Annotated in this window: 23 protein-coding genes and 1 tRNA gene; 18 read left to right on the plus strand and 6 right to left on the minus strand. The window is 65.4% G+C overall.

Features of this window, described 5'->3' with window-relative positions; genetic code table 11:
* Positions 1–77 precede the first annotated feature (77 nt).
* Positions 78–1,454 carry a dihydrolipoyl dehydrogenase gene (gene lpdA, locus J5474_RS04845; RefSeq protein ID WP_209359678.1) on the plus strand — a complete coding sequence of 459 codons (1,377 nt, stop codon included), beginning with the start codon at positions 78–80 and terminating at the stop codon, positions 1,452–1,454.
* A gap of 154 nt (positions 1,455–1,608) precedes the next feature.
* On the opposite strand, the gene J5474_RS04850 is transcribed toward lpdA, so the two are convergent.
* The 3 genes from J5474_RS04850 to J5474_RS04860 form a co-directional block, all read right to left on the minus strand.
* Positions 1,609–2,787 (minus strand): HD domain-containing protein, encoded by a 1,179-nt coding sequence (locus J5474_RS04850; RefSeq protein WP_245216242.1) that lies wholly within the window; start codon positions 2,785–2,787, stop codon positions 1,609–1,611.
* 23 nt (positions 2,788–2,810) lie between these two features.
* The gene (locus J5474_RS04855; RefSeq protein WP_209359679.1) at positions 2,811–3,092 is read right to left on the minus strand and encodes a hypothetical protein; all 282 of its coding nucleotides are present in this window, start codon (positions 3,090–3,092) and stop codon (positions 2,811–2,813) included.
* A gap of 73 nt (positions 3,093–3,165) precedes the next feature.
* Positions 3,166–3,819 (minus strand): alpha/beta hydrolase, encoded by a 654-nt coding sequence (locus tag J5474_RS04860; protein ID WP_209359680.1) that lies wholly within the window; start codon positions 3,817–3,819, stop codon positions 3,166–3,168.
* A gap of 229 nt (positions 3,820–4,048) precedes the next feature.
* Between J5474_RS04860 and iscR the strand changes: the two genes are divergently transcribed.
* The 14 genes from iscR (at position 4,049) to J5474_RS04930 (ending at position 15,521) form a co-directional block, all read left to right on the plus strand.
* Positions 4,049–4,513, plus strand: coding sequence for a Fe-S cluster assembly transcriptional regulator IscR (gene iscR, locus J5474_RS04865; RefSeq protein ID WP_209359681.1), 465 nt, complete (start codon positions 4,049–4,051; stop codon positions 4,511–4,513).
* A gap of 151 nt (positions 4,514–4,664) precedes the next feature.
* Positions 4,665–5,708, plus strand: a complete 1,044-nt coding sequence (locus J5474_RS04870) for a cysteine desulfurase family protein (protein WP_209359682.1) — start codon at positions 4,665–4,667, stop codon at positions 5,706–5,708.
* 14 nt (positions 5,709–5,722) lie between these two features.
* Positions 5,723–7,243 carry a Fe-S cluster assembly protein SufB gene (gene sufB / locus J5474_RS04875; protein WP_209359683.1) on the plus strand — a complete coding sequence of 507 codons (1,521 nt, stop codon included), beginning with the start codon at positions 5,723–5,725 and terminating at the stop codon, positions 7,241–7,243.
* A 58-nt stretch (positions 7,244–7,301) separates the two neighbouring features.
* Positions 7,302–8,108, plus strand: coding sequence for an FkbM family methyltransferase (locus J5474_RS04880; protein ID WP_209359684.1), 807 nt, complete (start codon positions 7,302–7,304; stop codon positions 8,106–8,108).
* Positions 8,105–8,416, plus strand: coding sequence for a heavy metal-binding domain-containing protein (locus tag J5474_RS04885; protein ID WP_209359685.1), 312 nt, complete (start codon positions 8,105–8,107; stop codon positions 8,414–8,416). Before J5474_RS04880 ends, J5474_RS04885 begins: the two co-directional genes overlap by 4 nt.
* A 158-nt stretch (positions 8,417–8,574) precedes the next feature.
* Positions 8,575–8,778 carry a hypothetical protein gene (locus J5474_RS04890; protein ID WP_209359686.1) on the plus strand — a complete coding sequence of 68 codons (204 nt, stop codon included), beginning with the start codon at positions 8,575–8,577 and terminating at the stop codon, positions 8,776–8,778.
* A 40-nt stretch (positions 8,779–8,818) separates the two neighbouring features.
* Positions 8,819–9,418 carry a hypothetical protein gene (locus J5474_RS04895; RefSeq protein WP_209359687.1) on the plus strand — a complete coding sequence of 200 codons (600 nt, stop codon included), beginning with the start codon at positions 8,819–8,821 and terminating at the stop codon, positions 9,416–9,418.
* A gap of 145 nt (positions 9,419–9,563) precedes the next feature.
* Positions 9,564–10,319 (plus strand): Fe-S cluster assembly ATPase SufC, encoded by a 756-nt coding sequence (gene sufC / locus J5474_RS04900; RefSeq protein ID WP_209359688.1) that lies wholly within the window; start codon positions 9,564–9,566, stop codon positions 10,317–10,319.
* Positions 10,319–11,596, plus strand: coding sequence for a SufB/SufD family protein (locus tag J5474_RS04905; protein WP_209359689.1), 1,278 nt, complete (start codon positions 10,319–10,321; stop codon positions 11,594–11,596). Before sufC ends, J5474_RS04905 begins: the two co-directional genes overlap by 1 nt.
* Positions 11,597–11,599: 3 nt before the next feature.
* Positions 11,600–12,139: a YIP1 family protein gene (locus J5474_RS04910; protein WP_209359690.1), complete on the plus strand. Its 540-nt coding sequence runs from the start codon at positions 11,600–11,602 to the stop codon at positions 12,137–12,139.
* The gene (locus J5474_RS04915) at positions 12,136–12,726 is read left to right on the plus strand and encodes a YIP1 family protein (RefSeq protein WP_209359691.1); all 591 of its coding nucleotides are present in this window, start codon (positions 12,136–12,138) and stop codon (positions 12,724–12,726) included. The genes J5474_RS04910 and J5474_RS04915 overlap by 4 nt, the downstream gene beginning before the upstream one ends.
* Positions 12,719–13,939, plus strand: a complete 1,221-nt coding sequence (locus J5474_RS04920) for a cysteine desulfurase (RefSeq protein ID WP_209359692.1) — start codon at positions 12,719–12,721, stop codon at positions 13,937–13,939. Before J5474_RS04915 ends, J5474_RS04920 begins: the two co-directional genes overlap by 8 nt.
* 110 nt (positions 13,940–14,049) lie before the next feature.
* Positions 14,050–14,126, plus strand: a tRNA-Arg gene (locus J5474_RS04925).
* Positions 14,127–15,128: 1,002 nt separating this feature from the next.
* Positions 15,129–15,521 (plus strand): hypothetical protein, encoded by a 393-nt coding sequence (locus J5474_RS04930; protein ID WP_209359693.1) that lies wholly within the window; start codon positions 15,129–15,131, stop codon positions 15,519–15,521.
* A gap of 1,642 nt (positions 15,522–17,163) precedes the next feature.
* Here J5474_RS04930 and J5474_RS04935 read toward each other — a convergent pair.
* Together J5474_RS04935 and J5474_RS04940 are read right to left on the minus strand one after the other, a co-directional pair.
* Positions 17,164–17,619 (minus strand): hypothetical protein, encoded by a 456-nt coding sequence (locus J5474_RS04935; protein ID WP_209359694.1) that lies wholly within the window; start codon positions 17,617–17,619, stop codon positions 17,164–17,166.
* A gap of 117 nt (positions 17,620–17,736) precedes the next feature.
* On the minus strand, positions 17,737–18,777 hold the full coding sequence (locus J5474_RS04940; RefSeq protein WP_209359695.1) for a zinc-dependent alcohol dehydrogenase family protein: 1,041 nt from the start codon (positions 18,775–18,777) through the stop codon (positions 17,737–17,739).
* 101 nt (positions 18,778–18,878) lie between these two features.
* Between J5474_RS04940 and J5474_RS04945 the strand changes: the two genes are divergently transcribed.
* From J5474_RS04945 to J5474_RS04955, 3 genes are all read left to right on the plus strand, one after another.
* On the plus strand, positions 18,879–19,655 hold the full coding sequence (locus tag J5474_RS04945; protein WP_209359696.1) for a DUF2182 domain-containing protein: 777 nt from the start codon (positions 18,879–18,881) through the stop codon (positions 19,653–19,655).
* Positions 19,656–19,674: 19 nt separating this feature from the next.
* A complete protein-coding gene (locus J5474_RS04950) occupies positions 19,675–20,376 on the plus strand; it encodes a DUF1326 domain-containing protein (RefSeq protein WP_209359697.1) in 702 nt (233 codons plus the stop codon).
* An 806-nt stretch (positions 20,377–21,182) separates the two neighbouring features.
* Positions 21,183–22,610, plus strand: a complete 1,428-nt coding sequence (locus J5474_RS04955) for a cryptochrome/photolyase family protein (protein ID WP_209359698.1) — start codon at positions 21,183–21,185, stop codon at positions 22,608–22,610.
* 292 nt (positions 22,611–22,902) lie between these two features.
* Here the strand turns inward: J5474_RS04955 and J5474_RS04960 are convergent, their stop codons facing one another.
* A complete protein-coding gene (locus J5474_RS04960; RefSeq protein WP_209359946.1) occupies positions 22,903–23,514 on the minus strand; it encodes a response regulator transcription factor in 612 nt (203 codons plus the stop codon).
* Between the last annotated feature and the right edge of the window lie 69 nt (positions 23,515–23,583).

Raw genomic sequence — 23,583 nt, forward strand, 5'->3', positions numbered from 1 at the left:
GGCGGTGTGCGAAAGGGGTTGGGCCTGCCTCAAACCCGCGCTAGCCTGACGGTCAGACGACCGGCAGGGAGGGCCGTATGAGCAAATACGACATGGTGGTGATCGGCGCGGGCCCGGGCGGTTACGTGGCGGCGATCCGCGGCGCCCAACTGGGGCTGAAGGTCTGCGTCGTGGAAAGGGAACACCTCGGAGGAATCTGCCTGAACTGGGGCTGCATCCCGACCAAGGCGCTGTTGCGCACGGCGGAGGTCTATCACCTGATGCACCGCGCCGGCGAGTTCGGGCTGAAGGCCGAAACGCTGTCCTTCGATCTGGATGCGGTGGTGAAGCGGTCGCGCGGTGTGGCGAAACAGCTCAATTCCGGCGTGGGGCACCTGCTGAAGAAGAACAAGGTCGATGTGATGATGGGCGTCGCCCGGCTGGAGGGGCCGGGGCGCGTGTCCATGGATGGCAAGGTGATCGAGGCCGCGAACGTGGTGATCGCCACCGGAGCGCGGGCGCGGGAATTGCCGGGGCTGGAGGCGGACGGAGACAAGGTCTGGACCTACAAGCACGCCCTGCAGCCGAAAAGGATGCCGAAAAAGCTGCTGGTGATCGGCTCGGGCGCCATCGGGATCGAGTTCGCCTCCTTCTACAACGCGCTCGGCGCGGAGGTCACGGTGGTCGAGGTCATGGAGCGGATTCTGCCTGTGGAGGACGCGGAAATCGCGGCTTTCGCCAGGAAGCAATTCCAGAAACAGGGCATGACGATCCTCGAAGGCGCTGGCGTCAAGGCGCTTGATCGTAGCGGCAAGGGGGTCGTGGCGACGATCGAGAAGGCCGGCAAGGTGTCGACGCTGGACATCGACACGGTGATCTCCGCCGTGGGCATCGTCGGCAACGTCGAGGATCTGGGGCTGGAGGATATGGGCGTTCGCGTGGAGCGTACGCACGTTGTCACCGATCCCTTTTGCCGCACCGGGGTCGCGGGCCTCTATGCCATTGGCGACGTGGCAGGCGCGCCGTGGCTGGCGCACAAGGCGAGCCACGAGGGCGTCATGGTGGCCGAACTGATCGCGGGCGGCCACCCGCACGCGGTCGATCCCGACAGCATCGCGGGCTGCACCTATTGCCAGCCGCAGGTGGCTTCGGTCGGGATGACAGAGGAAAAGGCAAAGGCCGCCGGATATGAGGTCAAGGTGGGCCGGTTCCCCTTCATCGGCAACGGCAAGGCCATCGCCCTGGGGGAGCAGGAGGGGATGGTGAAAACCGTCTTCGATGCAAAGACGGGCGCGCTGCTGGGGGCGCATATGGTCGGCGCTGAGGTGACCGAGCTGATCCAGGGCTACGTGATCGGTCGTCAGCTGGAGACGACGGAGGAGGACCTGATGCAGACGGTATTCCCGCATCCGACGCTGTCTGAGATGATGCACGAGTCGGTGCTGGACGCCTGGGGACGGGCGATCCACTTCTGAGCGCGGCGTTCTGCACGGGCCGCTTCGGAACATGGAGACAGTTCCTGTGAAAACCCGGGTGTGTCTGCCCGAAGCTGGCCCGAAACTGGCCCGAAACTGGCCCGAAATCTGAACCGTTTCTGGCGCATGTGAGGCCCGCACCCGGCTCGCCGCCTCAAGCGCGTTCCGACTGCAGTCGGTCAATCACCGCGTATGCCTTCGGCGCGATCCACTGCCAGAGGATGGGTGCGCCGGCCTCGATCTTCGCGCCCACGGTTGTGTCGAAGATCGCGCGCGTGACGCCGTATTCGATCCATGACCCGCCGCCCGCCGCGATGTTCTGGTTCGGCGGGTTGAAGCGGTCGAGCGACTTCGCAAAGCGCGCCTCGGGCGTTGCATTCGCCTCGAATTCGCACCAGAGCGCATGCAGGGGGCCGCCCTCGCCGTCGGGCAGCAGGCCAAAGAGACGGTCGGCTGCGGCGGCCTCCGCTACTTCGATTGCGGCAGTGTCGACGTTGCCGAAAACCGGCGCATCGCCCGCGTCGATCTCGACAAGGTCGTGTAGCAAGAGCTTTGTGATGACCTTGGCCGGGTCGACAGGCGCTGGGGCGTGCTCTGCAAGGATCAGGGCGTAGAGGGCCACGTGCCAGCTGTGTTCCGCGCTGTTCTCGCGCCGCGCGCCGTTCAGCGCCAGCGTTGCGCGGATGACGGTTTTCAGCTGATCGGCTTCCGCAAGGAACGCGAGGCGCGCGGCGAGCGGTCCGCCGGGCGCGGTGTCCCCAGCCATGCGGGCACGGGCCTGTGCATCAAGCGTTGGCCAGTCGCGGGCCATGTAGCGGGCGCGCCCCTCCGTCAGCGTGTGGGCTGCGACCTCGGCGTGGCCGGGTTCCCAATCAGGGGCGAGGAAGACCTGCAGGATCGGCTGCATGTGATCGATGCGTTTGGCGTAGCGGGCCGTGGGGGTGGCGTTGCCTTCGAACTCCCGCCAGAGCGCCATGAGGCCCGCGCCCTGATCAGGCGGCAGCAGGCCAAAGAGCCGGATCGCGGCGGCGTGTTCCTTGCGGGCGATGTCGTGCGGATCGTGGGCAATGTCCACGGGGTGATCGCCCGCGTCGATTTCCACGATATCATGGATCAGCAACATGGCGATTGCGCGCGACAGGTCGCAGCCCGCGGGCATGTCGGGGGACAGGATCAGCGCCCAAAGCGCCACGTGCCAGCTGTGTTCCGCCACGTTTTCGCGCCTGGAGCGATCCATCAGGACATTCAGACGCTGAACGCCCTTGAGCGCGTCGGCCTCTGCGAGAAAGGCCATCTGGCGGTCGAGACGCCCGGGGCGGGTGTATGCGGTCATGCGATCGTCACGCCGGGATTTGGTCAGAGGTTTTCGTTGTCGACGCCCGGTGCGAGAGCGGTGGGGACCGCCTTGCCCTTCTTCCTGGCCTCCAGCGCGGCCTGCACATGCTCTGTCAGGAACAGGCGGGCGCGGCGTTCGGCCAGCCGGATGCGGATAGCGGCGCGGAAGATTTCCTCGGACGAGGGGGAGGAAGCGCCGAGTACCGCGGCGACCTGATCGGGCAGGGTGTCGTCCCCGAGCGCATCCATTGCCTTGATGACATCCTGCGCGAGCTTGTCGGAAAGATCTTCGACCACGGACATGGCGCTGTCTCCGGTGGGCTTGGGTGTGGGACCGACGCGGCGGACCGCGTCGGTGAATATCAAAAGGCCCGCGTCAGCGGGTATTCTCGGTCAGGCGCCGTTTTACATAGCCGGTGACGGTGTCGATCATCGTGTCCATGTGCGGCTCTTCAAAGAAGTGGCCGGAGCCCTCGACTTCCTCGTGCGTGATGGTGATGCCCTTCTGCTCGTGCAGCTTGTTCACCAGGTTGCGCGTATCCGCAGGCGGCGCGACGCGGTCGGCGGTGCCGTTGATGATCAGGCCGGATGCCGGGCAGGGCGCGAGGAAGGAGAAGTCGTACATGTTGGCCGGCGGCGAGACCGAGACGAAGCCGGTGATTTCCGGCCTGCGCATCAGCAGTTGCATTCCGATCCATGCGCCAAACGAAAAGCCCGCGACCCAACAGTGTTTCGAATTCTGGTTCATCGACTGCAGGTAGTCGAGCGCTGAGGCCGCGTCCGAAAGTTCGCCAACGCCCTGATCGTATTCGCCCTGAGACCGCCCGACGCCGCGAAAGTTGAAGCGCAGCACGGTGAAGCCCATGTTGTAAAAGGCGTAATGCAGGTTGTAGACGACCTTGTTGTTCATTGTCCCGCCGAACTGCGGATGCGGATGCAGCACGATGGCGATGGGGGCGTCGCGGTCTTTTTGCGGGTGGTAGCGGCCTTCGAGGCGGCCTTCGGGTCCGGGAAAGATGACCTCGGGCATGTGTGCGGCAGGCTCCTGATGTTCTGGCGCCGCCGGGCGGGGTGCCCGGACGGAGAGCTTTTTGGGGCCGGGAATTCTTGACGACTTCTCTCGGCTACTTTAGAAACGTTCCAAAGTGGCTTGCAGGCCGGAACGGGCTGCGACGCACTTATGCAATCGGGCGGGCAAGGTCAATTGGCGCTGCGCGTTTCGGGCATGTGGTGCGGGAAGTGTGGTCGGGAGAGTACGGATGAAGCTGAGCACAAAGGGGCGTTACGCAATGGTGGCGCTGGTGGATATCGCCCTGCAGCCTCCGGGGGACCTCGTGACGCTGGGGGACGTGTCAAAGCGTCAGGACCTGTCGCTGCCCTATCTGGAGCAACTATTCGTAAAGCTGCGTCGTGCCGGGCTGGTGGAATCGGTGCGCGGGCCCGGCGGCGGCTACCGGCTGTCGAAGTCGCCCTCCGACATTCGGGTGGTGGACGTGCTGGCTGCCGTGGATGAAACCGTGAATGCAATGCACAAGGGCGCGGGTGCTTCCGGCGGCCTGAGCGGGTCGAAGGCGCAGTCATTGTCGAACATCCTATGGCAGTCGCTGTCGGCGCATGTCTATGTCTTCCTGCACCAGACGCGTTTGTCGGACGTGGTGGAACGCGGGCTGGCACCCTGTCCGGCGGTGCCCGCGCTCTTTGCCGTGGTGGAGGACGACGAGTGATGGATTTGGCAACGGGCCGGGGTATCCTGTCGAGTGCGTGGCCACGCGCGCAGGGGCGCGCTGCACCGGCCAGGTGGGGGCTCTGCCCCCGTCCTGCGGGCTCCCCCGGAGGTATTTGTACCAGAAAGAATCGTGAAGGGATGGTCCGGGCGTGAGGCGGGTCTACCTTGATCACAATGCGACGACGCCGCTGCGTGCCGAGGCGCGGGTGGCGATGATCGCGGCGATGGACGTCTGCGGAAACCCGTCTTCGGTACATGCCGAAGGGCGCGCGGCCAAGGCGATGGTGGAGAAAGCGCGCGGGCAGGTGGCGCGGGCTTTCGGGGCGGAAGGGGGCGATGTGGTCTTTGTCTCCTCCGCGACGGAGGCGGCAGCGCTGGCCTGTGCCGGTCGCGACCTGCTGGGGGCGGAGATCGAGCATGACGCCGTGGCGGCGTGGATCGACCCGTGTCTGAAAGTAAATGCGGAAGGGCGCGTCACCGTTGGCGACCCGGCGCGCACGGCATTGCAGCTGGCCAATTCAGAGACTGGCGTGATTCAGGACCTGCCGCAGGGGCTGGCGGTTGTCGATGCCACGCAGGCCTTTGGCAAACTTCCGGTCGCCTTCAACTGGCTGGGTTGCGGGATGGCGCTGGTTTCCGCCCATAAACTGGGGGGACCAAAAGGCGTGGGCGCGCTGGTCATGCCGCGCGGCACGGATCTGCACGCCCAGTTGAAGGGAGGCGGGCAGGAGATGGGGCGCCGTGCGGGCACCGAGAACGTCATTGGTATCGCCGGTTTCGGTGCGGCAGCGGAAGCGGCGGCGCGTGACCTCGACGCCGGGATCTGGGCCGGGGTTGAAAAGATTAGAAACATTCTAGAGTTTGCGATTGCAGATGCCGCCAGAGAAACTATTTTTGTCGGGAAAGGTGCGAAGCGCCTGCCCAACACCAGCTGCTTTGCCACGCCCGGATGGAAGGGCGAAACGCAGGTGATGCAGATGGACCTTGCCGGATTCGCGATCAGCGCGGGATCGGCCTGTTCCTCGGGCAAGGTGCGCGCCAGCCGGGTGCTGCGTGCGATGGGGCACAGCGAAGAGACCGCGGCTTCGGCCATCCGGGTGAGCCTGGGGCCGGAGACGACAGAGGAAGACGTGTCGCGCTTTGTTGAGGCGTGGCTGAAGACATACCGGCGGTTCCGCGAGCGGGCCGCATGAGAGAGGAAATGCGCATGTCCATGACCGATGACGTTACCGTCAAGGAAGGAGTCGATCAGGAGACGGTGGATGCCGTCAAGCAGGTGTCGACCTACAAGTACGGCTGGGACACCGAGATCGAGATGGAATACGCGCCGAAGGGCGTGAACCCCGATATCGTCCGGCTGATTTCCGAGAAGAACGAAGAACCCGAATGGATGACCGAATGGCGTCTGCAGGCTTTTGAACGCTGGTCGAAGATGGAAGAGCCGAACTGGGCCATGGTTTCCTACCCGGAGATCGATTTCCAGGAGCAGTACTACTACGCCCGGCCGAAGAGCATGGCGGAGAAGCCGAAGTCGCTTGACGAGGTCGACCCGAAGCTGCTGGCCACCTACGAGAAGCTCGGCATCCCGTTGAAGGAGCAGATGATCCTCGCCGGTGTGGACGGGGCGGAAAATGCCCCCGCCGAAGGCCGCAAGGTCGCGGTCGACGCGGTCTTCGACTCGGTCTCCGTCGGCACGACCTTCCAGAAGGAGCTGAAGGAAGCGGGCGTCATCTTCTGTTCCATCTCGGAGGCGATCCGCGAGCATCCGGAACTGGTGAAGAAATACTTGGGTTCGGTGGTTCCGGTGTCGGACAACTTCTATGCGACGCTGAACTCGGCGGTGTTCTCGGATGGGTCGTTCGTCTATGTGCCGCCGGGCGTGCGCTGCCCGATGGAGCTGTCGACCTACTTCCGCATCAATGCAGAGAACACCGGCCAGTTCGAGCGTACGCTGATCATCGCCGCCAAGGGTAGCTATGTTTCCTACCTCGAAGGCTGCACCGCGCCGCAGCGCGACATTGCTCAGCTGCACGCGGCGGTGGTGGAAATCATCATCGAGGAAGACGCCGAGGTGAAGTATTCAACCGTTCAGAACTGGTATCCCGGCGACGAGAACGGCAAGGGCGGCATCTACAACTTCGTGACGAAGCGTGCCGATTGCCGGGGCGACCGGGCCAAGGTGATGTGGACGCAGGTGGAAACCGGGTCTGCGGTAACGTGGAAATACCCGTCCTGCATCCTGCGCGGCAACGAAAGCCAGGGTGAGTTCTACTCCATCGCCATCGCCAACAACCATCAGCAGGCCGACACCGGCACGAAGATGATCCACCTCGGCAAGGACACGCGCAGCCGTATCGTCTCCAAGGGTATCAGCGCGGGTGTTGCGCAGAACACTTACCGGGGCCTGGTTTCGATGCACCCCAAGGCGAAGAATTCGCGCAACTATACACAGTGCGACAGCTTGCTGATCGGAGACAAATGCGGGGCGCACACGGTTCCCTACATCGAGGTGAAGAACAATTCCTCGCGTGTCGAGCACGAAGCGACGACCTCCAAGGTGGACGACGACCAGCTATTCTATTGCCGCCAGCGCGGCATGGACGAGGAAGAAGCGGTTGCCCTGGTGGTGAACGGCTTCTGCCGCGAGGTTCTGCAGGCACTGCCGATGGAATTCGCCATGGAAGCACAGCAACTGGTGGCGATCTCGCTCGAAGGGTCCGTGGGCTAAGTCCGTAACGCGGGCATGCGGGGCCGCCCGGACGGAACGCAGGAATAAGGAAGCTGGCGTGAGCGGTGTCATCACTCTGCCCGCAGGGGATGCGATGGAGGAAGAGTACTTCGACCTCCGCCGCGCGCTTCGCGCGCTGGATCGCGGCACGCCGGTGACCTTTCCGCCGATGCAGATGACGCGGGTGCGGATAGGCGACCGTGACCTTGCCTTCTTCACCAACTGCGTGAAGAACCCGCTGCCGCGAATGCTGCGCAAAGGACGCTTTTACGAGGGCGAAGAATTGCGGGACGTGGCGAAGATCTTGCCCGAAGGGGCCGGCGTTCTGGACGTCGGCGCGAACCTCGGCAACCACGCGTTGTTCTTCGCCACTCAGGCGGGGGCGGCGCAGGTGCTGGTGATCGAGCCGAACCCCTTGGCGCTGGCGCCGTTGCTGGCCAACGTGGTGATGAACGAGCTCAGGGGCGTCATAAGAACGGAGGCCCTGGGCATCGGGCTCGGCGCGCGTGCGGAGAGCGGGTTTTCGATCCGGCGGCGGGTGCAGAACCTCGGTCGCTCCCGCATGGAACGGGGCGGGGGTGACGCACTGGAATTGCATCCGGGCGATGCGCTTTTTGCCGACGAGTGGTTCGATCTGGTGAAGATCGACGTGGAGGGCATTGAGATGGAGGTGCTGGAAGGCATGGAAAAGACCATCGCTCGATGCCGTCCTGTGATCTTCATTGAGGTGGACAACGTGAATGCCGACGCCTTTGGCGCGTGGTGTGGGGCGCGGGATTACGGGGTGCACTCAAAAGCGCGTCGCTACCCGGCCAACCTGAACTGTATCGTGCAACCCGTTGAAACCATGGGAGAAGCAATATGATCGTGACCACCACGCCGACCGTCGAGGGGCACTTGATCGCGGAATACAAGGGTATCGTCACCGGCGAGGCGATTCTCGGGGCAAACATCTTCCGCGATGTCTTTGCCGGGATTACGGACATTATCGGCGGTCGCTCAGGCGCCTACGAGAAGTCATTGGCGGAGGCGCGGGAAACCGCGCTGACCGAACTCGAGGAACGGGCCGCCGAGCGCGGTGCCACGGCAGTGGTTGGCGTCGACATCGACTACGAGGTCATCAACAACATGCTCATGGTATCCGCCTCCGGCACCGCCGTGGTGCTGGGCTGAGGGCGGGTGACGCGCTGCGCGAAAGTATAGAAACTTGGATCGGAATCAGGTCGCAATCTTGTCGATTTTCGTAAAAACCGAGGCGTTTGCCATAGTGTCGCCATGGTCGCGGCGCAGAAGCCCCTCGCGTGGGGGCGCGTCGACGATTGGTTGCCACGATGTCCAGAGCGCAAACGGCTACCGAGCAGTGGGCCGGTGGATACTGCCGGGAGACCCGCGCGGCAGAAGTGTCGCTGCGCGAGGCCATGACCCGCATCGAGGCGGGGCCGAGGCCGCGTTGGGCACTCCGTTTGCGCAGTCTGGCCGGGGCAGGGGCGCTGGCAGCCGCGTCGATGCTGCTGGCGGCGGGCAGCCTTTCGTAGCGCGGCGCGACCTCGACACCGGCACCCGCAGGGGGGCGGCATGAGCGCCCCGGTTCTAACCAGACCCGAACTGACCCTGCCGGAGGCGGAGGCCGCGCTGTTGCGTGCTGCCTATGAACGCGCGGGTGTGATCCTCGAGTACGGCTCCGGCGGGTCCACCGTCATGGCCGCCGAGATGCCGGGCAAGACCGTGTTTTCCGTTGAATCCGACCGCGACTGGGCGCAGATGATGCGCCGCTGGTTCTCCGATAACCCGCCCGCGCCGGGCAGCGAAGTGGACGTCATCTGGTCTGACATCGGCCCGACGAAGGAATGGGGGCACCCGGTCGACGCAACCGAATGGCGGCGCTTTGCCCGCTATCCGCTGGAGATCTGGGAAATGACGCATTTCCGCCAGCCCGACGTCGTGCTGGTGGACGGGCGGTTCCGGCAGGGGTGCGCACTGGCCGCAGCGTTCCTGTCCAGGGCCCCTTTGGATCTGTTTTTTGACGATTACATTCGTCGCAAGCACTATCACAAGGTCGAGGAAATCCTCGGCCCCCCCGAAATCACCGGGCGCATGGCCTATTGGCGTGTGTTCCCGCAACCCATTCCGCCAGAGCGGCTGATGTGGGTCATCCGACTCATGCAGAACCCGTGACCGGAAAGCCAAACAACCCTCAAGCCGGCGACAGGCGGCAGGGTAAACGAAACTGCCCTCAAGCTGCGACCGGCGACAGGGCCATCGAACCAGCCCTCAGGTAGCCGTCAGGCGCAAGGGTGAACGAATTGAGAGGAAGAAAGACATGTTGGAAATCAAGAACCTGCACGTGAAACTTGAAGAAGAGGACAAGCAGATCCTCAAGGGCGTGGACCTGACCGTCGAGGCGGGCAAGGTGCACGCGATCATGGGGCCGAACGGTTCGGGCAAGTCGACGCTGTCCTACGTTCTCTCGGGCCGTGACGGCTATGAGGTGACGGAGGGCTCCGCCACTCTGATGGGCGAGGACATCCTCGACATGGAAGTGGAAGAGCGCGCCGCGGCCGGCCTGTTCCTTGCGTTCCAGTACCCGGTCGAGATCCCCGGCGTCGGCAACATGACCTTCCTGCGTACCGCCGTAAACGCGCAGCGCAAGGCCCGTGGGCAGGAAGAAATGTCCGCCGCCGAGTTCCTGAAGGTGATCCGCGAAAAGGCGAAGTCGCTGAAGATCGACGCCGAGATGCTGAAGCGCCCGGTCAATGTCGGCTTCTCCGGCGGCGAGAAAAAGCGTAACGAGATCCTGCAGATGGCCATGCTTGAGCCGAAGATGTGCATCCTCGACGAGACCGACTCCGGCCTCGACGTCGACGCCATGAAGCTGGTCGCGGACGGTGTGAACGCGCTGCGCGACGAGGGCCGCGCCTTCCTCGTGATCACGCACTACCAGCGCCTTCTGGACCACATCAAGCCGGACGTGGTGCACATCATGGCCAACGGCCGCATCATCAAGACCGGCGGCCCCGAGCTGGCGCTCGAGGTGGAGAACCACGGATACGCCGACCTGCTGGCGGAGGAGGTGTAATGTCCCTTCCCAAGGCAAAACAGGACGCGACCGAAGCGCGGCTGGAAAGGCTGAACCTGCCGGAGGGCGGCTGGTCCGCCTCTGCCCGCCGCGACGCGCTGGACCGGGTGACGGCCATGGGCCTGCCCGGCGCGCGTGACGAGTACTGGAAGTACACACGCCCGGACACGCTGAACGCACCCGAAGCTCCTCCGGCGGAGGCACTGGACGCCCACGAAGCGCCGATCTTCGGCGAGCGTGACCGGCTGAAGGTGGTCTTTGTCGACGGTGTATTTGACGCCGGGGCCTCGGACAATCTGGCGATGGAGGGCGTGGAAATCGCCCGCCTCGCGGAGACGGCCGATATTCATTGGGCGCAAGACATCTATGGCAAGCTCGAAACGCGCGGCCAGACGCCTGTGCAACGGCCCCATGCCGCCCTGAACACGGCCTTTGCCAGCGACGGCCTGCTGATCCACGTCACGGGCAAGGCGGCCAAGCCGATCCACATCAACTACGTGCACAAGGAGACGCAGTCCGATGCCATCCTTCACCACGTGGTGAAGGTCGACGCTGGCGCCGAGTTGACCATCCTCGAAAGCGGCCCGGCGGCGGCGCGCTTCAACAAGGTGGTGGAGGCCGACATCGCCGACACCGGCAGGTTGCACCACGTCTGCGCGCAGGGTCGCGATCACGCGCGCCGCGCGGTCACGCATCTGTTTGCGCGCCTCGGCACCGAGTCCGCGTTCAAGAGCTTTACCCTGACCGTCAACGGCGTGTTGACGCGTAACGAGGCGGTGGTCGAGTTCACCGGCGACGACGCGGTGGCACATATCGCGGGTGCCTGCATGGGCGACGGCGATTTCCACCACGACGACACGGTGTTTGTCACCCATGATGCGGTGAACTGCGAAAGCCGTCAGGTCTTCAAGAAGGTGCTGCGCAACGGTGCGGTCGGCGTCTTCCAAGGCAAGATCCTCGTGAAGGCGGGCGCCCAGAAGACCGATGGCTATCAGATCAGCCAGTCGTTGCTGCTGGACGACGACAGCCAGTTTCTGGCAAAGCCGGAGCTTGAGATCTATGCCGACGACGTGGCCTGTTCGCACGGGTCGACCTCTGGTGCGATCGACGAGGATTCGCTGTTCTACCTCTGTGCCCGAGGCGTGCCGCGCGGTATCGCGGAGGACATGATGACCATCGCCTTCATCGCGGAGGCCGTCACCGAGATCGAGGACGAAGGTCTGCGCGAGGATCTGGTGGAGCGGGTCGAGGCCTGGCTGGCGCGCAGGCGCGCCTGAGCCTTGGCTGTCTCGAGCGACATCGCGGCGATGTACCGCCGCCCGGCGGCGGTCGTCCGCGACAAGCTGGCGCGCGTGGTAAGCGAACCGCGCGCGCTGGCCTATCTGATGGCGGCCTGCGGACTGATGTTCGTGGCGCAGATGCCCGGCGCGGTGCGCCGCGTCTGGCAACGCGATCCCGCGTCCTGGGAGGCTGACAGGCAGGCCTTCCAGGAGGCGGTGCAACCGGAACTGGGGGCGACGCTGCTTGGCATGGTCATCCTGCTGCCCCTGTTCTTCTATCTTCTGGCATTGATAATCTTTGCGGTGGCAAGGCTTTTTCGGTCGTCGGTGGCGGGCTGGGACGTGCGGCTGGTCACCTTCTGGGCCCTGCTCGCGGCGACACCTCTGCAACTTCTGGCTGGTCTGACAAGCGCTTTTGTCGGGGCGGGGACGGCCCTGAATCTTGTCGGGGTCTTGTGGGTCGTCGTGTTTCTGTGGTTCCTGTCCACCGGAGTGCGCGAGGCGCACCGCATGGCAGCACAAGACGGGGAGGCGGCATGACGCTTCAGGGGTTCCTGAAACTCGCGGTGGAGACCGTCAGCTCGCCCCGCGACGTGGCGCGGCTGCTGCTGGCCACCCGCCTCTCGAAGGAAGCGGTCTGGACCGCCTTTGCCGCGGTCTTGGTGCTGAACGCTGTGGTCTACGGTGCGACGCTGGTGCTTGATCCGGCACCTGCGGGGGTGCCGATCTTCCTGTCTTCGCCACTGTTCTACCTCGCGGCGGAGGGGGTGACCCTGTTCGGCACGATCGTCTGCGTGACATTGATCGGACGCCTGCTGGGCGGGGCGGGGCGGATGACGGATGTAGCGCTGTTGCTGGTCTGGCTGCAGGCGCTGAACCTGATCGTGCAGGCCGTGACGGCGCTGGTGCTGCCGCTGTCCCCGGGGCTTGCCGGTCTTCTGGTTCTGTTGGCCTCCGGCCTCGGGTTCTGGATCCTGCTGAATTTCATAGACGAGGCGCACGGGCTTGGCAGCCTGTTCAAGGCATTCGTCGTTTTTCTGCTGGGGCTACTCGCCCTCGGCTTTGCGCTCTCGGTGCTGTTGACGGTCGCCGGGGTGACACCGGAAGGGATGATGGGCAATGTATGACGTCCAAGCGGTCCGCAAGGACTTTCCGATCCTCTCGCGGGAGGTGAACGGCAAGCCGTTGGTCTACCTCGACAATGGTGCTTCGGCGCAGAAGCCGCGTGCGGTTATCGACGCGGTGACGAAGGGCTACGGCGAAGAATACGCCAACGTGCATCGGGGGCTGCACTACCTGTCGAACCTCGCCACCGACAAATACGAAGGCGTGCGCGGCGTGATCGCGGGTTTCCTCGGGGCGACCGACCCGGAGGAGATCATCTATACCACCGGGACCACCATGGGTATAAACATGGTGGCCTATGGCTGGGCCATGCCGAACCTGCAAGCGGGGGACGAGATCGTGCTCTCGGTGATGGAGCACCATGCCAATATCGTGCCCTGGCACTTCCTGCGGGAGCGGCAGGGCGTGGTGCTGAAGTGGGTGGATTGCGATTCTACCGGCGCGCTCGACCCTGAGAAGGTCATCGACGCCATCGGCCCCCGGACCAAGCTGGTTGCGATCACCCAGTGTTCGAACGTGCTGGGCACCGTGGTGGACGTCAAGGCGATCTGCGAGGGCGCGCGTGTGAAAGGTGTGCCGGTGCTGGTGGATGGCTCTCAGGCGGCGGTGCACATGCCCGTCGACGTGGAGGACATCGGCTGCGATTTCTATGCCATCACCGGCCACAAGCTTTATGGGCCCTCGGCCTCGGGTGCGATCTGGATCCGCCGTGCGCGCATGAACGAAATGCGCCCCTTCATGGGGGGTGGCGACATGATCCGAGAGGTTCACAAGAACGAGGTGACCTACAACGATCCGCCGATGAAGTTCGAGGCGGGCACCCCCGGTATCGTGCAGCAGATCGGGCTTGGCGTGGCGCTGGAATACATGATGGGACTGGGCATGGAGAACATCGCCGCGCACGAGGCATCCCTGAGGGACTATGCCGTCGAGCGTCTCGGCGGTCTGAACTGGCTGAGTGTCCAAGGTACCACCGCGAACAAGGCGGCGATCTTCTCCTTCACCATGCAGGGCGCGGCCCATGCGCACGACATTTCCACCATCCTCGACAAGAAGGGCGTTGCGGTCCGGGCGGGTCATCACTGCGCCGGGCCGCTGATGGAACACATGGGCGTCACGGCGACCTGCCGGGCGTCCTTTGGCTTGTATAATACCCGCGAGGAAGTCGACGTGCTGGTGGAGGCGCTCGAACTGGCGCATGACCTTTTCGGATGAGGGGGGCGGAGCCGGTCGCACCGTACGCCCGAAAGTGACGTGAAAACTGTTGCCGGAGCCCCGGATTTGCCGTTGCAGGCGGCCGGGGCAGCCGCTATAGACCCCGGCAGGCACCCGTAGCTCAGCTGGATAGAGCGCTGCCCTCCGAAGGCAGAGGTCATAGGTTCGAATCCTATCGGGTGCGCCATATTTTCTTGAACATTGCTCGTGGTGCTCGGGACTCGGCATGATCCGTGGTATGGGTTATGGTTGGGAAACGGGTTGGGGCCTTAACGTCGGTACGCGTTCTCGATGCTTTGCTGGTAATCAGGAGAGTGGTGACCGTAGGTCTTCTCCAAGGTCTGAGGTGAAGTGGAAAAGTAACCGGCCGCGTCGTAAAGGGTCACGCCTCGTTGCAGCATCCAGGTCACGGCGGTGTGCTTCAAGGTGTGCGGGACCACGTCCGACAGATCGATAGGGCGGCCGTGGGCTGTCGCAGCTTCTCCGCGGCAGCCTTGGCTCCGTCGAAGGCCTTCCGAATATCCGCGACCTTCATTCGGAGGATAACGCCGATCCGCTCGACCCGCCGTGTCACCACGTGACTGCAACCCTTGCGCGCCTTGATACGCAAGTATGCCATGTGGCGGGCCGGTATACGGGCTTCTTCCTGACGCTTGTTCGTTGCGACTTTGCTTGGAGGCTTTCGGGAGAGGATGCCACGTCCGAGATCGATGAACGCTTCATCGTCAGTCCCATGTCCGAGGCAGGTGTTGAGGATTGTCGCCTTGCTACTACCTGTACACAGGGCGTGGAAGATAAAGTCGGCTACATGGCGCCCGTCGCAGTTCAGCCTCCGCAGCCCGCGAAGCAGCCAGTACCCCCCTCGATCTCCAGCAGCGTTTCACCAGCATGGTCACCGCAACCACCGAGAAGGCCCGGATGGGGAACAAGGCCGACGCCCTGGCCAAGGACTTCTCCGCCTTCTTGCTCGACAAGCTTCTGGGCGACGCGCCGCGCTGACACCGACGCCCCGGTCTTGCCGTAGCTCCGGGCAGCCCCTCGGCTCGAACCGGGTGCGCCCACGCTTCCCCTGACGGGATAGCGATGGGTTCCACTATCGCAAGGCAGAACCGCCACCGCCTTCGCCCACGCGTCGCGCCTGAATCCGATCGTGGCCAGCGGACGACCCCGTCATGGCCTCGATCCCGCCATGGGCAAGACCACCCTGCTGATCGCCTTCCTGCAGGAGATGATGGTGTCTGAGGAACGTGGAGACGTGGCGGTGCTGATCTGCCTCTCCCGGATCGACGCGGTGAAGCGGATCGCGAAGGAGGTCGGTCTGGACGTGACGGACTTCGCCGTCCTGACCCGCGACGCGGAGGCCAATGCCTTGTCCTCGACACCGCCGAAAGCTGCCCGCATCCTCTTCACCACGCAGCAGAGGGTCACCGCTTACATGCGTGGGGCTGAACGCTTCGAGACAAGCAGGGTGTTCCACTACGACGGGATGCCCCGTGAGGTCCGCGCCTGCGACGAGACCATGGAGCCGGGTGAAGTGATCACCCCCACCAACGTATCGCCGGCTGCGCCCAATCTCGAATGACACGGCGGATGCGATACACGAGCTGCAGCAGAAACTCAACGCGGCGTCGAAAGACGACCGCCTCGACATGCCGGAAGTCCCGATGGCTCATCTTCAAGTGGCTCAGATGCAGGTCGAGCAAGACAGTCCGCTTTACCGCGACCTTGAAGCGCTGATCCAGGTCTCAAGTCGATGTATCCGCTTCGGCTCGTCGTTGGGGGGACGCAGGGGACGGATCAGGCGGTGCGGCGTGAGTTGCCACAGGAAGCCGCTCCTGTTCTGGTCCTCGACGCCCCGGCCCGCGTCCGCCAGACCTATCACCTCCAGGCCCGGCGCGGTCTCATTCGCCGCCTGCGCGCTGCAACCAGGGATCCCTTCGGGTCGGCTGCATGGCGATGATGAGCAGGCTGCGGATGTTCAGGGGGTAAAAATCTGTGTGCCCCCTCCCCCCATGGGGTGCCACCTGGGGGGAGGGGGCGGGGTCAGATTTTCTCGGCCAAGCCGCCCTCAGCCTCCAACCTAGCTCAGCTCCCGCCGTGGCCTTGGCCTCCCCGGGCCAGCCCCAGATCAGGTCTCGGTCGCCGTAGATCACACCGTAGACCCCGATGCGCCTGTTGACCCCGATGCCGGAACGAGAGTAGCCCGTGTCTTGCTGCGGATCATGGCCGAGGCGGTGCCTGCAGCGAGAACACAACCAACCTATCGGATGCGCCATTCCAGTGTCCTCAAGGAAAACGGTGTGGGGCTCGTGTCCCAGCGTGGGACAGATGGGCCTTTTCAGGGTTTTCAAGGGTTTGCCAGATCCTGGTAACCTTTTGTTCAGGTGCCCGCAGGGACATCGGCAGGGGGCCTGATCGGGCGCAGGGCCGGGCCTGGTCGTGACGCTTCGCACGGGCTTTGAGTGGACAAGGGGGGACCGAGGGGGCCCGTTTCCGGATTCTTTTGTGCCGAATGAGCCGGGTCTGCCGCGCAGAGCGCGACGCGCAGCAGGTGCGGACGTCGGGCGCGGTTTTGGCTGCGGACGGTGCGATAATCTGCGGGATCCTGGCCTTCGGCCGTCCCCAGCGCGGCAAGGCGCGGGAGGATGGGGCGCTTGCGTTGCGCGCGCTCGGCACGTTGCCGGGGGATGCCGCCCGCGCGCGGGGTGATTGGTGGCGGGAGGGCCCAGCTTTGCCCTTACGTGCAACGCCCCCGGATGAGACGACGCATCAAGCCGGGCATTCGAAACCATCCTGACGCCGCCACGGATCGAAAGGGAGCAGGGGGCGCTGCCCCCGCCGTTCCTGCGGAGCGGCGCCCCAAGAGTATTTGGACCAACGAAAAGCGGGGGAACGCGGTCCCGGGGCGGGGGCCAGTGTTATGTACCAGGTGTTTCGGCCGGGGCTGGGCGGTGTCCTGACCCTGCGGGGAGGGCGAAGTCCGGCGGTTCCTGGTTCGAAGGGCCGGGCGGAGCCTTTATCTGCGGCATCTGCGGCATCTGCGGCATCTGCGGCCGGAAGTGGACGGCAGGACGTTGGCCGCGGGCCGGGATGCCGTGCTGAGGGCTGCGCCTGGATAGCGGGGATGGGGCGGGCCGTGAAGGGCGGGCCCGAAGGCGGGGCGTGGACAGCAACGCATGGACAGCGGGGCCGGTTGAGGCGGGCGCGAGCGGGGTGGGGACGGATCAGTTCCAGGCCAGACGGTTGTGCGCCGTGTGCGTGAAATGCGGCAGGACGAAGTGCTGGCAGCTGCCGCAGAAGACGCGGGTGGCGCCGATGGCTCCGAGCGCTCCGGCCGGCGCGAGCGAGGAGCCTTCCTGGACTGCCAGTTCGGCGGTACGCATGAGTTGACGTTCGGCGTCGTTCATGTGCCAGACGCCGGGCGGCGCCATGGTGTTGGCGCAGCCCGCCACCGCGTGATCGCCCGCATTGTTTCCGTTCAGGTGGGTCTGGAGCGCGTCGATCATCGTGCCCGTGATGCCGTTGGCGCCGGCCCCGGCAGTCGCGATGAGCAGGACCTTCTGGTTGTTGCCGGTGCTGTAGGCCAGCGCGCCATAGGTCGTGCGTGCGAGGGTCCCGACGGGGACATTGTTCTGAAACCAAGCAAGGGCGGTCTGGACGGCTTCGAGCGGCGTTGCCATGGGGTGGCTCCTGCAATGGGAGTGTGGATCGTGATTTGAAATATGCTGCGATCCTACACGCAGCGCGCGAAACTTTGCAAGGTGGATCGCGGGATTCGGCCCCCACAGGCCGTGCCCTCAGCCGAAGTGGGTGATCACCGTGGCACCGGTGGCGGCGAAGCGGTCCATCGTCATAAGGGCCTGCGGCGCATCGGCAAGCGCGATGCGGTCCCCCACGAGGCGGGCGGGGTCGAGTGTGCCGCTGCGGATCATGTCCAGCATGGCGCCGTAGCGGTGCGCCTGCATTCCGTGACTGCCGTAGAGTTCCAGTTCCCAGCCGATGACGCGATCCATGGGGATGGGCGGGCGCGCCTGCTCGGCCAGCAACAGGCCCACCTGCACATGCCTGCCACGACGGCGCAGCGACAGCACGGAGTTTGCGCAGGTGGTGGGGTGGCCGAGCGCATCGAGCGAGACATGCGCGCCGCCCCCCGTGGCGGCCATGATCGCGGCGGGGACGTCCCCGGTCGTGCCATTCACGGTGACGGTCGCGCCGAAGCTGCGGGCGAGGGCGAGCTTGGTCTCGTCGAGGTCGACGGCCACCACCTGCGCGCCCAGCGCCTGCGCGATCATGATGGCCGAGAGACCGACGCCACCGCAGCCGTGCACCGCGACCCATTGGCCGCCGCTCACCCGGCCCTGGTCGACCACGGCGCGGAAGGCGGTGGCAAAGCGGCAGCCGAGCGCCGCGGCGGTGTCATACCCCATGTCCTCGGGCAGGCGGACGAGGTTGAGGTCGGCGTGGTGCAGGCTGACGTATTCCGCGTAGGATCCCCAATGCGTGAATCCGGGCTGGAATTGCGCGCGGCAGACCTGCTGATCGCCCGCGTGGCATTCCGGGCAGGCGCCGCAGCCGCCGACGAAGGGCACGGTGACGCGGTCGCCCACCTGCCAGTTGCGCACGTCGCGGCCCTTTGCCGTGATGACGCCCGCGAGTTCGTGTCCGGGCACATGCGGCAGGGCGATGTCGGGATCGTGACCCATCCAGCCGTGCCAGTCGCTGCGGCAAAGCCCGGTGGCGCGGACCTCGACGACGACGCCGTGTGGCTCGGGCGTGGGGTCGGGCAGGGTGGCGATCTTCGGGGCCTCGCGGAAGTGCTCGAAGAGGACGGCTTTCATGGGGTCTCCTGCCAAGGGTATGGGGGCCGGGCGATGCCCCGGCTGCAAGAGGGATTGCGCAGCGCGGGCGGCGATGCAAGGGTCAGCACCGGGGAGGACACATGCAACTGGCAGGCCGTGATATTTTTCGGCGCAGCGTTTCCGCGCGCGATCTTTTCTGGCTGGGGTTCTTTGCCGCCGTGCTGGCGGCCTGGGGCTGGCTCTACCTGATGGCGGTGGAACGCGGCGGGCCGCTCTGGGCGGAGACGCTGGCGAGTCTTTGCGGTGTGGAGGCGGGGCGCGCGGGGATCGGCGCGGTCTGGGGCATGTGGGCGGCGATGAGCGTGGCGATGATGTTGCCGACTCTGTTGCCGATGCTGGCCGGCTACCAGCGCTTTGCCCTGCGGGTGTCGCGCCCGGTGGCCGGGCAGGCGGGGCTGGTGCTGGGGTTCCTCGCCGTCTGGCTGGGGTTTTCAGGCATCGCGACGCTTGTGCAGGTGCGCCTGTCGGCGGCGGGGCTGGTGGACGCGCGGGGCGTGGTGTCGGTCGCGCTTCAGGGGGCATTATTGATGGGCGCGGGGCTGTGGCAGTTCACCGGCGTGAAGGCGCGCTGCCAGAGTGCGTGCCTGTCGCCGATGGCGTATTTCCTTGGCCGGTTTCGCGCGGGCTTTGGCGGCGGGCTGCGCATGGGGCTGGAGATCGGGCGCGATTGCCTGGGCTGTTGCTGGGCAATCATGGCGCTGGGATTCGTCGGTGGGGTGATGAACCTCGGCTGGATGGGGGTGGCGACGGTGCTCATGGTGCTGGAGAAGCTGCCCGGTCCGGGGCAGGCGGTGAGGCGGCCTTTGGGCGGGGTGATGGTGGCGAGTGCGCTGGCCGTATGGGGCATGGGGATCTGAGAGTTTTGAGGGAGGAAACATGGGACTGAACCGCAAACCGGAGACCGACAGGCTGCCCGTCAGCCAGAGGATCGACCAGCGGATGCCGAACCCCAAGCGGCGGCGGATGCGCCCGACCGACTGGGCAATCCGGGGAGAGCTGTTCCTGAACTGCTCGTGCACGGTGTTCTGTCCCTGCGTTGTGTCGCTGGGGCGGCACGACCCGACAGAAGGCAGTTGCAAGGCCTGGATGGCGATTGCCATAGACGAGGGGCATTACGAGAACCATTCCCTGAGCGCGCTGAACGTGGGCCTGATGGTGGAGATCCCCGGCAAGATGGCCGAGGGCGACTGGCGCGTGGCGGCCTATATCGACGAGCGCGCCTCCGCCGGGGCCTACGACGGGCTGCTGAAGATCCTGTCGGGCGAGGCCGGGGGGACGACGGGGCTGTTCACGCTGCTGGTCAGCACGATCATCGGCCACGAGCGCGAGAAGGTGGAGATCGTGCGGGAGGGTACGAAACGCGGGCTGTATATCGGGCGCAAGATCCAGGGCGAGATCGAGATGGTCCCCGGCGCGTCGAAGGAGCACCCGGTGGTGGTGTCGAATACCCAGTACTGGATGGGGCCGGACGTGATCGTAGCGAAGGCGAACAAGTCCAAGGTGCGCGACTATGGCCGGGTCTGGGACCTGTCGGGCAAGTCCGGGGAGATCTGCGCCATCGACTGGAAGGGGGCGTGACGCGAACGCCGGAGGACGCGCGGACGTCCGGGCGCTTTGGCGTGTTGCGGAACGGGTAGGCGCAGGGCCACGCCTTTGCCGCCTTCGGAGGCGGATCCGGGTGCTTTTCCCGGCTCTGTCCGCGGCTGCGGACTCAGCATAGTACCCCGACTTCTTTGGTCGGAACGGATGCGGCCGCGCAAAGCGGGGCGGCGTTGCGGAGAGCATGTGCCTGATGCCGCCGGCGTATGTCCGGGCGGCAGAGCGGTTCGGGCCGGACGGCGGGATCTTAGCATGGGCGGAGGCGGCAGGCGCCGAGGACGGAACCGGGTAGAAGATTTGGCCCTGCCGCGCTGGAGACACGGTATCGCGGCGCTGTGGCGCAAATTGTGACGGATGTCTTCGATGGCGCATCACCATGGCAACCAGACCCACAGGATACTGATCTCGGCAGGATCGTCTGTATCGATCAGTGACCCGGTCTTCGGCGGTTGTTACACAGGCTGTAATCCGGGTGGTCCAGAGGACGCCAGCGGCGGGCATCTGGCGCCGGGTTGCCATGCTGGTAGCCTTGGCGACGCTGGCCATGGTGCTGGGTCTTTTTTGCGATGTGGCTGGGCGGGAGGCTGTAGGCGGTCGGCCAAGAAGACGCGATTTCGCCGCGCGTTGCGCGGCCTGCGGCCGCGTCCGGGGCTCTGCCCCGGACCCCGCGGTATTTCTGAACCAAAGAAGCAGCGGCGAGTGTCACTGGCCGGCATGGAAGGCGCTGTTTCAGGGCTTGCCGGGGCGGCGGATGCGCTAGATTGCCTGCCAAAGAAGGAGCCCGCATGTCCGAAAGCGCTGTGAAACCCACCATCGTCTGGATCCGTCGCGATCTGCGGCTGACAGATCACGCGGCGCTGGTCGCGGCCTCCGAGCGGGGCGGGCCAGTCATCCCGGTCTTCATCCGCGACGGCGGGGTGGACGCCCTGGGGGCCGCGCCGAAGTGGCGGCTGGGACTGGGGCTGGAGTATTACGCGGAAGTGCTGGCGGGGCTTGGGTCGGGGCTGGTCTTGCGCTCAGGCCCTGCGCGGGAGGTTCTGGAAGACCTGGTGGGTGAGACCGGCGCGGAGGCGGTATACTGGATGCGGGCCTACGACCCCGACAGCGTGGAACGCGACAGGCGGGTGAAGGAGGCGCTGACGGCAAGCGGCGTGGTGGCAGAGAGCTTTGCCGGGCATGTGATGTTCGAGCCGTGGACGGTGGAGACGCAGCAGGGACAGTTTTACAAGGTTTACACGCCCTTCTGGAAGGCGGTGAAGGGCCGCACGGTGCCGGTGCCCAGGCCCGCGCCACGCGCGTTGCGCGCGCCGCCGCTCTGGCCTGCCGGCGAGAGGCTCACGGACTGGCACCTGGGTGACGCGATGCGCCGGGGCGCGGCGGTGGTGCGGCCCTACGTCCGGCTGGGGGAGGCGGCAGCGCAGGCGCGCCTGGCGGTCTTCATGCGCGACAAGGTGGACGATTACGCGCAGGCGCGGGACCGTGTGGCGGAGGATGGCACATCGGGCCTGTCGGAGAACCTGTCGCTGGGGGAGATCAGCCCGGCGGAGTGCTGGCACGCGGGGCTGCGCGCCATGCAGGCAGGCAAGGCAGGGGCGGAGACATTTCTGAAGGAACTGGTCTGGCGCGAGTTCGCCTACCATCTGATGTGGCATACGCCGCGCCTGCTGACCGACAACTGGCGCCCCGAGTGGGATGGCTTTGGATGGAACTCCGACGAGCGTCGCGCCGAGGTTAGGGCATGGAAGCAGGGGAGGACGGGCGTGCCCTTCGTTGATGCGGGGATGCGCGAGCTCTACGTGACCGGGCGCATGCACAACCGGGTGCGCATGGTGGTGGCGAGTTACCTGACAAAGCACCTGCTCGGCCACTGGCAGATCGGGCAGGCGTGGTTCGAGGACTGCCTGATCGACTGGGATCCGGCATCGAACGCTCTGGGGTGGCAATGGTCGGCGGGATCGGGGCCGGATGCGACGCCCTACTTCCGGGTCTTCAACCCGGTTACCCAACGCGAGCGGTTCGACCGCCATTGTGTTTACGTAAACCGCTGGATCGCGGAGGGGCGGACAAGACCTTCGCAGGAGGCGCTGTCCTATTTCGATGCGGTCCCGGAGAACTGGCGGCTGTCACCCGGCGACGCCTACCCGAGACCGGTGGTGGATGTTAAAGAAGGCCGCGCCCGCGCGCTGGAGGCTTACGCCATGCGGGCGTTCTGAGCTCGGCCCCTCCTTCTTTGGTTTCCCAAATACCGCGGGGGAGACGCTCCAAAGGAGCGGCGGGGGCAGAGCCCCCTTCGCCCTGGTCTGGCCGAGCCCTGCGTGGCGGGGTCGGGGCTCTCATATCGGGCTTGTCGCAACTTTCGGGGGCGACCCCGCTTCGGGAGGCGCGTCCAAGTCTGCTGCCCGCTGCGCAGTGATTCCGAATTTCCCGAATGTTGCGCGGCGGGGAGGCCAGCCACCGCTTTCCGAACCGGTCAGGGTCCCGCACGCGCTGCGGCGCGGGAGAGCGTTACGCCAGCCCCGCATCGCGTGCGATGATCGCCGCCTGCGTACGGTTGTTGACCTTGAGCTTGCGGAACAGCGTCTTCAGGTGAAGCTTGATCGTGGGTTCGGTCAGATCGAGATCGCGGGCGATCTCCTTGTTCGACTTGCCACGCGCCAGCCCTTCGAGCACCTCGGTTTCGCGCCGGGTCAGGTTGGCGACGCTGGAGTGTGCAGGCGCCTCGGGCGCGGCGGTCATGAAGTCGATGGGGGCGTATTGTTCGCCCATCGCCATGAAGCGCACCGCGTTGATAAGCGATTTCGCGGGCAATGTCTTGGGCACGAAGCCGGCCGCGCCGAGGGCAAGCGCCTGCTCGGCGATCTCGCGCGTGGCATTGCCGGATATCAGCGCGACGCGCTGGCCGCCCTTCATGGCCAGCACTTCGGAGAGGCTTTCGAGTCCTTGCATGCCGGGCATCTTGTAATCCAGCAGCACGAGGTTGTAGGGGGGGTCTTCCTCGATCCGGTCGCAGGCTTCGTCGAAGGTGGCGGCAGAGCCGAGTTCGAACCCCTCTTCGCCAAGGAAGGCGATCAACGTGTCACGCAGGAGGTCGTGGTCGTCGGCGATCAGTACTCTCATCATCATGGATCGGGGGCCTGGATCAGGGAACGGATGGGACAGCGCAGCTGCCGGGTGGTCAGGGTATGG

It is taken from the genome of Sagittula salina (genome assembly GCF_017813235.1).
In the GTDB taxonomy this organism is placed as follows: Bacteria; Pseudomonadota; Alphaproteobacteria; order Rhodobacterales; family Rhodobacteraceae; genus Sagittula; species Sagittula salina.